A 9,245-nucleotide genomic window follows, 5' to 3' on the forward strand; every position below is an offset into this window, starting at 1 on the left:
AGCGATATCTATTAGGTAATGCAGCATAAACAAAGCGCCTACCAAATGATAGACGCCTTGCTTGAAATCTTTAATTATTTCCACTGTCTACTTGACAGGGGGCAGTTCAAAATAATTGTTCCCTTTTGTTTTTTGCACTTTTATCTATTATTTTTTATTTGGCGTAAAATGTGCAATTATTTCACCACCTATATATAATATAGCTGTAGTTATTATAAAATAACTTATGGTATTTAAGTATCTTTCATAGTATTTACTACAAAAAAATACTATAAAATAAAACCAACCAATGGTTAGAAACAAACCTATCATATTTCTCGGTTTCATTTTTACACCACCCTTTCATTTAGTACTAATAACCACCTGAGTACTGATAACCAGTTGTAAGATTTTGACCCATTAAATTCGACTTAGCCCACATTGCATAGTAATTTCCTGGGGTCACCTTTATTCTAGAAACCAAAATTCCTGCAACGTAACCTGCCAGAGCTCCTGGTAATGATGGAAAATATTTTTGTAATACGATAATCACCGCTCCTGTTCCGTACTTAGCACTAGCTTTTGCTGCTATATCTATGGTATTCATTACACTTTTGCTTAAACGAAGTCCATATCCCCACCAATAAACGTTGAACGCTGTTACACCTTCATAGCTACCTATACTCATAGTGCTAATAGCTGAAGTTTCGGGTAAACTAGTAACAGGTAAAACATTAATAACATTTTTATTCACAGTTATAGAGTTATCTCTAGTCACTGTTCTAAGTTTATCATTTGATTGTTTAATTCTTTCATTAATTTTTGCTAATTCTGATATTGAAATTTGATTTTGGATACTAATAGGTAATTTTAACACAAATTGATTGTTTTCTACAACTACATATTTGTCTACCTTGTCAATACTAGCTTGGCTTAATGGGTTTACCTTGAGTTGGTTAGCCGCTATTGTAGTGCTAGTAGTATTCTGAATTGAAGTATCATTACTTAATGTAGAATTATTTGTAGTCGCAAAAGCAATAGTACTACTTCCTACAACACTACAAATTAAACATAATGCAATTAGTTTTTTATGCATATTAATATTCATTCCTTTGTTCATAATATTTTTTTTGGAAATAAAAGGCCTTTATTCCTTAATTAACAGCATATTGCATTAAAGTTTATAATACAATCCAAAAATCATGAAACGTCTTTTTTGTGACATGAAAAGACGTTTTATTACACGAAAAGACATTTTGTAATATTAAAATAGCCCCAAAGTGAAAGTAACACAATAGTAATTGAGTTACTTTCACATTGGGTCTATTGCATATTCCTTAAAATTTTCAGTTTCAATGTAGCATATCATTGATTTGTTACATTGAATGTAGCAAATTCGCTTTGCTCATAAAATCACCCGGGGCACATGAACAAATTGTAACCACAATTTATTTTGCTAAAATATGTACTCATATTTATCTTGATAATATTACAAAAAATAAACTAAGCCTGAACTTATAATATGAAATGTATCTCAGGCCAACATGTTCTCTTTTGAGGTGCATAGGTATGAATTAGCACATCAAATAGTGTGTATTTTGCAAATCCATTATTTTAATGCAATACCAATAGGTCGAAGGAGTATTCACTATAGCACTTTATTATATTGCATGGTTTTTAAATCTCTTTTTTAATTAATGCAACTTTCTTTTTAACCATAAAGTCACTTCCTATATATTTTTTACCGTTGTGTTCTTGTTTAATTATACGGGATATAAACACAATTATTTATTCAAACTACTTTCTAATTTCGAAAAACCTCCCATAGAGATTATAAGTATAATATTTATGATCGTCATAATAGCTAATATCGTCATTGATTCAGTAAACATAAACAAAACTAAAAAAATAGGATCTAAACACATAACTATTTTACTAAATCTCATTTGTATTTTTTCTATATAGTTAAAGTCAATATTGTCAATGGTAATTTTATTAATTATATACTTACTAAGTTTATTTGTACTCAACTTTATTAATCCAACTATACCTATAAAACTAATTATAAACACTAAAACTGTAAACATATTATCACCACCTCTATTCAGATCTTATTCCATAGTTAAATTTTATTTCTTTTCATTTTACCTTCACCGTTCATAATAAATTCCTCTTAATTATATAATAAATGTAATCAGTATAACAGTTAATTGTAATGTGAGTAAAAATTTAATAATAATATTTTATTTTCTAACATACAAGGGCAATTATACACCCTCATGTTTTATTTTATCTATCAAAAAATAAAGTGAATGTAACACAATACCAATTGAGTTACTTTCAACTTGAGGCTATTGAACATTTCAAAAGAATTGTAAATATACTTAATTTATGGTAATTATGTTATAGTTAAATATGTATTTTATGATGAACTTGAAGATTATTGCGTTTTAGATAATAAAATAATAATTAATCGTATTGGAGGAGTTACAATGGGAAAAGTGAGAGGTAGCGGGAGTAAAAAACAAACAGATGAAAAATCTCTGTCTGTACTTAGCAATGGTAGCTGGAGTAAAAAACAATGGAGTAAAAAACAAACAGATGAAAAAGTGCTGTATGTACTTAGCAATATTTGTTCTATAAGCATAATAATATTTGTATGTACGCAGATTTTAGGTGTTTGGAAAATTGGAACAGATGTATTTGTTCCATTGTTGGGTGTGTCAATGTTAATTCAAGCCATTCAGTATTGGAAGAAAAATAAAGAAGTTGATAAAGTTAGTGTATGTGCTATGATACTTGTTTTGGTGTTTTCAATTTTTGAATTTATAATAAAATAAACTCAAATTTGTAAAATGGATTCAAGATATTATTTAAAATAGTATTTTGAATACGGTTTCTCGAATAATTTCAAGCTATATATGCAATATTAACACATCGTTAACTAAATGTTCATAATATGAAACGATATCTGTAAATTTACACCATATACACTTTTATTTAACTGGGGTATTATAATATTATAAATAAAAGTTAATAGGAGGTTGTTTTATGATAAAATTATTGAAGAAGGTATTTAGTAAAGAGAATATGAGAAATGTTGGAGTGTTAAATTATGTAGTAAGTACAGGTGGATCAAAGGATGCTATTATGTTGTACAATGAAATCTTTAATAAAAATGACAATGAATTAAATCTAAAAAAAGTTTCATAGCTTTCGGCATGAAGCTTTTTTTATTGAAAAAATTAATTTTAAATATTCTTATAATATATTTGAATAAAAAACAGAAGTTTTTCTTGATGCCTCACCCATCAAATAGTTCTAACAGTTCTTTGAGTTTGTCTTTCATTTCGCTCATAAAAACCCCAATCTTAGTGAACAAATTGTAACCACAATTTGCTTTGCTATACTTTTTGCTTTGTTATGCTTCATCTTTGCATCCCTTGATTGCTATTCAACAGATAAAAAACACCTAAAATTAAATGCTCTCAAAAATTACTATCATATATCTAAACTATATAAAATCCATTATCTTTTGCAATCCTTATATTTTTTATTATGCTTCTACCAGATAGTGTGGTCTCTTGGTTAAATGATATTCCTTGTAAAATATATTTCTTTATTTTTAATTTCCATATCTAATACCTCCAATTCAAACTATTTATATAATATCATATACCAATATACTATTATATTAAACTATTACCTTATTATTAACCACTTCTCTTCTATCATAAAAAAGCTGGTATACTCTCTTCATACTTTTTAACTAATCTGTTTGTTCCACTTTTACTGTAGTTAACCCTCTTTCACCATCCCACTTATACCAAGTTAAAATTTTAGAGCTTACAGCAATTTAACGCGGAAATATTATCACCAAAAGTGTTATTTGGTTTTACATTCAGGTATTATATTTATTATAATGATATACTAATAAATAGATCTTAGATGTAGAATTTCACGAACTAATGTGAGTCTTTAAAGAAACTAATTGAGGAAATTTGTTTTTCTTTATAGTGAATTTTAACTGAGTAACTTTTTTCTTAGTTTTTATTTCTTCATACTCAAATTGAATATCACTATTTCCGTTTATTTCTTCATAAGCAGGATTTAAAGCAAGTCTTTTAAATTCATAATAAACATTATAACTTTTATGGCATTCTAGTTTAGACCTTAATTCATCTAAATTATCAATTCTCCAACCAGTACCTTACCATTACTATTTTCAAAATTTTTTAAATAATAATACATTCTTTAATTACCTCCAATTCCATAGTATGGTAATATATTATCACAGTAATTACGTAAAATTAATGTAATTAACAAAGGATAAACTAGATCAAATAATAAAATCTACTGAGCCCACTTGATGAAGTTAAGAGTGCGGTTACAAAATATTTATCACAATATATGCCTCATGTAGTAGCTCAGGCTGGTGGTTATATTGCACAAGGTATAATTTATGCTATAATTTAGAATAATTAGGCCCTCTAGAACTGAGATATGTCCGAATTCATTATATTGAGGTGAGTGTTTATTATAAAAAAAGAAAATGAGAATAAAGATCAAGGTAAAATATCACTGAGTATATCTGCTATTATTTCACTTATGGTGGGGATACTGAATATAAAAAGCAAACATTATTTTGATGGCAGTTTCATGTTAATAGTATTCGTTTTGGTCTCTGTTGAAGTATTTAAAAGATTTAAAAATGCACATATTAAAAAATGAATATAATATTTAGTTTTACTTAAGACATATTCTTCATATTTTATCCGAAAACACCCAAAAACGTTGCTAACTAAGTAAAATGAAAGTTACATAAATACATTGTTTACCTTTTAAAATACCTAATATTATGTAAAAGAGTCAAACCATGGTTGTAATTGATCTTTTCCAAAGCCATATTGAACATCTTTATCTATTAGCTCATTGTTTTGAAAATCAATTGTTCTACTCATATCATTTACTTTGTAAGTTCCATAAGTTAGTAACTTCTTTAAATCTGATACAAATGATTTTGTTGATTGTAAGCCTATAGAAGCTGAACCATTAATAAGTTTTTGAAATTCGTTATTACCTCCAATTATTTCACCATTTTCATCAAACTTTAAATTATTTATGTCTACTCCAGTTATATTCTTTACTTGATCATAAAGAATATATTTTTCTTCTTCTAGTGGATCTTCAAGTCCATTAAATCTTTTTGCACCATTTACTTGTTCCAATAATGCCCAAGCATACTTTCTGCCTGAAACACTGTGGTTATTTAAAGTATCTTCAATTGATTTTTCTTTTTGACTATCATTAAGTCCTGAAACCGATATGTTTAAATCCTTATCTATACTTATAGATATTTTTTCATCGGGAGAAAGTTTTATATTATTGTCTTTTAATACATTGCTTAATCTATCATTTTCATAATTTCTCCATTTATATACATGATAAGCCTCATCTTGTATCCCATTACTCCAGGAATATCCACCTTCATAAGTTATACATGGTTTATCACCATAACCAACGTTATAATTTGTATTTCCAGCGTCATGTTCTGCTTTTGTCTGTATTTCTTGTAGCGATATCATTTTTTCTTTTGAAAAACCTTCGCCACTAGCTCTTTTAGGATCTATAACATCATTTGGATGATGGTTCATATGCGATGTGTGAAAAAGAAGATAAAACTATAATGGATATTAACAGTAGTGACTTGCCTTATGAAGCTAAAGAGGGCGATGTACTCGTTATTGATAACAATATAATTGTTATTGATATAGAGGAAACTGAAAAAAGACATTGAGATATTCAGGTATTAACTGAAGATTTATGGGAGTAATGAAAAACCCAAGGATAATCTAAAATGATCTTGTATAATAGAAAAATGAAAAAGTAGTTAAGATTAATCTTAGCTACTTTTAATATTTGCGTTACATAAAACAAGCTTGTAGTTAGTTAATTACTACAAGTTTATTTACATATATTGTTGTAGGTTTAAGAGAGTAAGCTTTGCCAAGTAACGTTACCGACAATTCCATCAATCACTAATTTATTTCTTCGTTGATATTCCTTAACAAGTCTTACAGTTTCATTTCCATAAATACCATCGATAGCGCTGCCAGTTCTCCATTGAATATATCTTATAGCTGTTTTATCTTCCGTAGAATTAATACTACATAGAGGCTTTTCCATAATAGCTTTAACTCCAGATAATACTTCAGGTCCACATATACCATCGATAGAAAGGTTAAGTATTTGCTGAAGCTTTTTAATAGTACCTATGGTTAATGGACCACTGGCTCCGTCTACAACTAAAACATTATTATTTACATCTCTTATTTTCATAGAGTTTAAGCATTTTTGTAGATATTTAATATCTTCATCAGTTGTGTTTTCAGATCTAGGAGCGCAGTCATAAACATAAAGCTTATTTTGCTCAATTATAGCTATTAGTTTTTCAGGGTACTCCTCGTCTGTACAGTAACCCGAGTTATAGACGTTCTGGCAAGCTTCCCTATAGTCTTTAGATGTTATTACAGATTTGTACCTGCTAAAGCTTAAAAGCTTTCCATGGTCCAGGATGCTTGCCTCGAGCGTATCATACTTTCTAAACTCACACACCATGGGAGTACTTACTCCATTTATAAATTCATGGGTGTTAAATTCTTGAACTTCATATCCGCAGCCTTCTTTCCATTTGATACCAAAGATATTATTACCTTTAACATATTGCAGCCAACCTGTTTCGAGTATTGCTTGAGCTATGGTTAATGATGGAAGGATATTGTATTTTTCATATGATAGTAATGCTCCTGGGATTAGACTTTCTATTATTTGGGTTTTGTCCATTGGTGATTCCTCCTTTAGGGTTTTACTTATATATATGGAGGAAGGGAGAAGTTTTTAGATTTTGTGGGAAATTATTTTATTAAAGCATTGGTTTATATGCGTTGTTAAGTATTTAGTTAAATTTAACTAAGTAATTCCGCTTTTGAATGGATACTTTTGATACAATATAATTTTCATATATATGATATATATATTCTATTTTTGTAATATATATAAATATAAAACTATTAATTATTTAGTGATTTATTTAAGGTGTGGGGAGATTATATGAAAAAATCAGAAGATTGCACCCCTTACGAATTAACGGAAATTACAACGGAGCTTGTGGCTTTTCTTTCTAAAAACATGGATGCTAATTCACTAAATTTAGTAGGTCATTTTATACAAGATATCGCGCAGAGTATAATGGCTGTTAAGACTGAAAATCTTAAAAAGCAAAAGGAAAATGAATATAATAATTTTTAAAAGAGGTATATATGAAAAAAATAGAAGAACTCACCCCTTATGAATTAGCTACCTTAGCAAGCACGGTAGCGGTTATAATCTCTAAAGACCTTGATGTTAACCAACAGAATGTCATAGGTAATTTTATATTAAGTATGGGGGTAAATATTTCGACAATTGCTTCTCAGTCTGAATATTTATCTAACCAAGAAAAAAATAAAAACCCAGATAACTGTAATTAAGTGAAAAATCGTGCATAAATGGAGTGCATATTCTCAATTAGACATAATTTATGAAGTAAAATAAAGACTTATTGCATATCAAAAGAGCATGAATGAGGGTATAGATTGTATAAGAGTATATAACAAATGTACCTATTAAAGATAGAATTCCACCAAACAAACATCACCTTTGTTTACTTTTCCATATTATTTTAGGTATTATACGATAAACTTCTAATAAAATAATATTTATAGTCAACCAAACTCCACCAAAAATATATCCTGCATAAACATCACTTGGATATTCAGTTTGAAAAAATATAGGACTTAAACCCGCAAATATACAAACAGATAAAGTTATAATTAATACCCCCGTTTTAAACCAAGTTATCTTTGTATGGCGTAGTATTAAAAAAGCAAAGAAACCATATGCAACAATTGCCATTAAAGATTGATTGCTTGGAAAAGTATATTGATTACTTCCTAGTATCGTTATTGCTGAAGGTCCTAACCTTCTAAATATATGCCTTAATGCAACTTGTAAAACCTCGCCACCTCCAATTACAATAAGTAGAAACTGCGTTTCAAGGATACGATTTTTATTTATTCTTATAATCCATATAATCATGGAAATAGTTAATAGTACTAAGACCCTAATTGATGTTATTAATTGAAATGACTCAATGAACATTGACCATTTAGAATTGAAAATTGCTTTTACTAAATAAGATACAACAATGTCAAATTGATCAAATTCATGTGCCAAATAATCTTGTATTACACCAACTACAAGAGCGAAAAAGCCTAAAAAAGCAACTGCTACAGCAGCTATTGCGACTTTCATTTTTCCCATAGAATGAAATGTGATTATAGTTCTATCTAATACTTTATATATAAGTTCCATTACTTGTTGTTTATGGTTTCTATAGGTGTAGACGATAATTAAAATTAAAAACATAGCTAAACTGCCAATAATCATATATTTTGATACATAACTGTGAAATTTTTCCCAATTCGGACCTAGAAATTTACCTAATGTGATAAAAGTTGTAGTCCACAGCAAGGCTCCAAAATATGAATTTAAAGCAAATCTTCTATACGAAATTTTTGTTATACCCGAAAAATATCCTGTAATATGTCTAACACCAGGTATGAAATATGCTAAAATCAATAATTTATTTCCCGATGATTCAAACCACTTTGATGTTTTTTCAATTTTAGCTGGTCCAAGATGTATATATGAACCATATTTTTCAAAAAATCTCGTACCTAATTTAGCACCAACAAAGTAAGCTATCGTAATACCTGATATTACTCCAGCAGTAGCTATTAGGATAACTATAACCCAATTCATTTTAGATTGATAAACAAGAAAGCCACAATATGTAAGCATTAGCTCACCTGGAAGAGGAAATGCAATTAATTCAAGAACTAGAGAACTAAACAAAATAATATATCCATAATGATTAACTAATGCTAATACAGAATACAAAATACCACTTCCTTTTTTAACTTATTAGATTGAATCTTTATATAATCACCAATTTAAAGCATCAATAGTTAAACTTTTTTCCTTAAATCCTCAATTTTAAAAACAATCATATCCCATATCTTTAACGCAAAGTTAGTTATATAATCAAAATACCTAGGGAATTTTTGTATTGTTTTATATGTGGCATAAGCTATTATCGCTCCACCGACAATGTCCAATGGATAATGAAGTCCAACATATACTCTGGCAAAACATAATAATAATGA

The 9,245-nt window shown here is 28.4% G+C and carries 13 protein-coding genes and 2 pseudogenes; 6 read left to right on the forward strand and 9 right to left on the reverse strand.

Features of this window, described 5'->3' with window-relative positions:
• Positions 1 to 147: 147 nt before the first annotated feature.
• The 3 genes from KPL44_RS24410 to KPL44_RS24420 all read right to left on the reverse strand — a co-directional run bounded on the left by KPL44_RS24410 (position 148) and on the right by KPL44_RS24420 (position 2,066).
• Positions 148 to 327: a hypothetical protein gene (locus KPL44_RS24410; protein WP_216255890.1), complete on the reverse strand. Its 180-nt coding sequence runs from the start codon at positions 325 to 327 to the stop codon at positions 148 to 150.
• A gap of 25 nt (positions 328 to 352) precedes the next feature.
• Positions 353 to 1,099: a hypothetical protein gene (locus tag KPL44_RS24415; RefSeq protein WP_216255892.1), complete on the reverse strand. Its 747-nt coding sequence runs from the start codon at positions 1,097 to 1,099 to the stop codon at positions 353 to 355.
• A gap of 664 nt (positions 1,100 to 1,763) precedes the next feature.
• Positions 1,764 to 2,066, reverse strand: a complete 303-nt coding sequence (locus KPL44_RS24420; protein WP_216255900.1) for a hypothetical protein — start codon at positions 2,064 to 2,066, stop codon at positions 1,764 to 1,766.
• Positions 2,067 to 2,471: 405 nt separating this feature from the next.
• On the opposite strand from KPL44_RS24420, the gene KPL44_RS24425 reads away from it, so the two are divergent.
• Positions 2,472 to 2,819, forward strand: coding sequence for a hypothetical protein (locus KPL44_RS24425; RefSeq protein ID WP_253201935.1), 348 nt, complete (start codon positions 2,472 to 2,474; stop codon positions 2,817 to 2,819).
• Between the two features lie 211 nt (positions 2,820 to 3,030).
• Entirely contained in the window at positions 3,031 to 3,192 is a 162-nt protein-coding gene (locus tag KPL44_RS24430) for a hypothetical protein (protein ID WP_216122096.1), read from the forward strand.
• 299 nt (positions 3,193 to 3,491) lie between these two features.
• Here KPL44_RS24430 and KPL44_RS25645 read toward each other — a convergent pair.
• Positions 3,492 to 3,602, reverse strand: a pseudogene (locus tag KPL44_RS25645) (ATPase); the annotation flags it as partial.
• 335 nt (positions 3,603 to 3,937) lie between these two features.
• Entirely contained in the window at positions 3,938 to 4,174 is a 237-nt protein-coding gene (locus KPL44_RS26155; RefSeq protein WP_216255922.1) for a replication initiation protein, read from the reverse strand.
• A 335-nt stretch (positions 4,175 to 4,509) separates the two neighbouring features.
• Between KPL44_RS26155 and KPL44_RS24440 the strand changes: the two genes are divergently transcribed.
• Complete coding sequence (locus tag KPL44_RS24440) at positions 4,510 to 4,710, forward strand: hypothetical protein (RefSeq protein WP_216255903.1); 201 nt, start codon at positions 4,510 to 4,512, stop codon at positions 4,708 to 4,710.
• A gap of 125 nt (positions 4,711 to 4,835) precedes the next feature.
• Here KPL44_RS24440 and KPL44_RS24445 read toward each other — a convergent pair whose 3' ends face one another.
• Positions 4,836 to 5,633, reverse strand: coding sequence for a DUF4885 domain-containing protein (locus KPL44_RS24445; RefSeq protein ID WP_216255906.1), 798 nt, complete (start codon positions 5,631 to 5,633; stop codon positions 4,836 to 4,838).
• Positions 5,634 to 5,638: 5 nt separating this feature from the next.
• Between KPL44_RS24445 and KPL44_RS24450 the strand changes: the two genes are divergently transcribed.
• On the forward strand, positions 5,639 to 5,776 hold the full coding sequence (locus tag KPL44_RS24450; RefSeq protein ID WP_216255907.1) for a DUF3006 family protein: 138 nt from the start codon (positions 5,639 to 5,641) through the stop codon (positions 5,774 to 5,776).
• Between the two features lie 191 nt (positions 5,777 to 5,967).
• On the opposite strand, the gene KPL44_RS24455 is transcribed toward KPL44_RS24450, so the two are convergent.
• Positions 5,968 to 6,822 (reverse strand): glucosaminidase domain-containing protein, encoded by an 855-nt coding sequence (locus tag KPL44_RS24455; RefSeq protein WP_216255909.1) that lies wholly within the window; start codon positions 6,820 to 6,822, stop codon positions 5,968 to 5,970.
• 267 nt (positions 6,823 to 7,089) lie between these two features.
• Here KPL44_RS24455 and KPL44_RS24460 point away from each other — a divergent pair, with 267 nt between their 5' ends.
• Both KPL44_RS24460 and KPL44_RS24465 read left to right on the forward strand, forming a co-directional pair.
• Entirely contained in the window at positions 7,090 to 7,287 is a 198-nt protein-coding gene (locus KPL44_RS24460) for a hypothetical protein (RefSeq protein WP_216255911.1), read from the forward strand.
• Between the two features lie 11 nt (positions 7,288 to 7,298).
• The gene (locus tag KPL44_RS24465) at positions 7,299 to 7,508 is read left to right on the forward strand and encodes a hypothetical protein (protein ID WP_216255913.1); all 210 of its coding nucleotides are present in this window, start codon (positions 7,299 to 7,301) and stop codon (positions 7,506 to 7,508) included.
• 163 nt (positions 7,509 to 7,671) lie between these two features.
• Here the strand turns inward: KPL44_RS24465 and KPL44_RS24470 are convergent, their stop codons facing one another.
• Together KPL44_RS24470 and KPL44_RS24475 are read right to left on the reverse strand one after the other, a co-directional pair.
• Positions 7,672 to 8,979, reverse strand: a complete 1,308-nt coding sequence (locus KPL44_RS24470) for a VTT domain-containing protein (RefSeq protein WP_216255915.1) — start codon at positions 8,977 to 8,979, stop codon at positions 7,672 to 7,674.
• A 68-nt stretch (positions 8,980 to 9,047) separates the two neighbouring features.
• A pseudogene (locus tag KPL44_RS24475) lies at positions 9,048 to 9,245 on the reverse strand (phosphatase PAP2 family protein); the annotation flags it as partial.

Source organism: Clostridium sp. DSM 17811, from assembly GCF_018861905.1.
GTDB classification, from domain to species: Bacteria; Bacillota; Clostridia; order Clostridiales; family Clostridiaceae; genus Clostridium_AD; species Clostridium_AD frigoriphilum.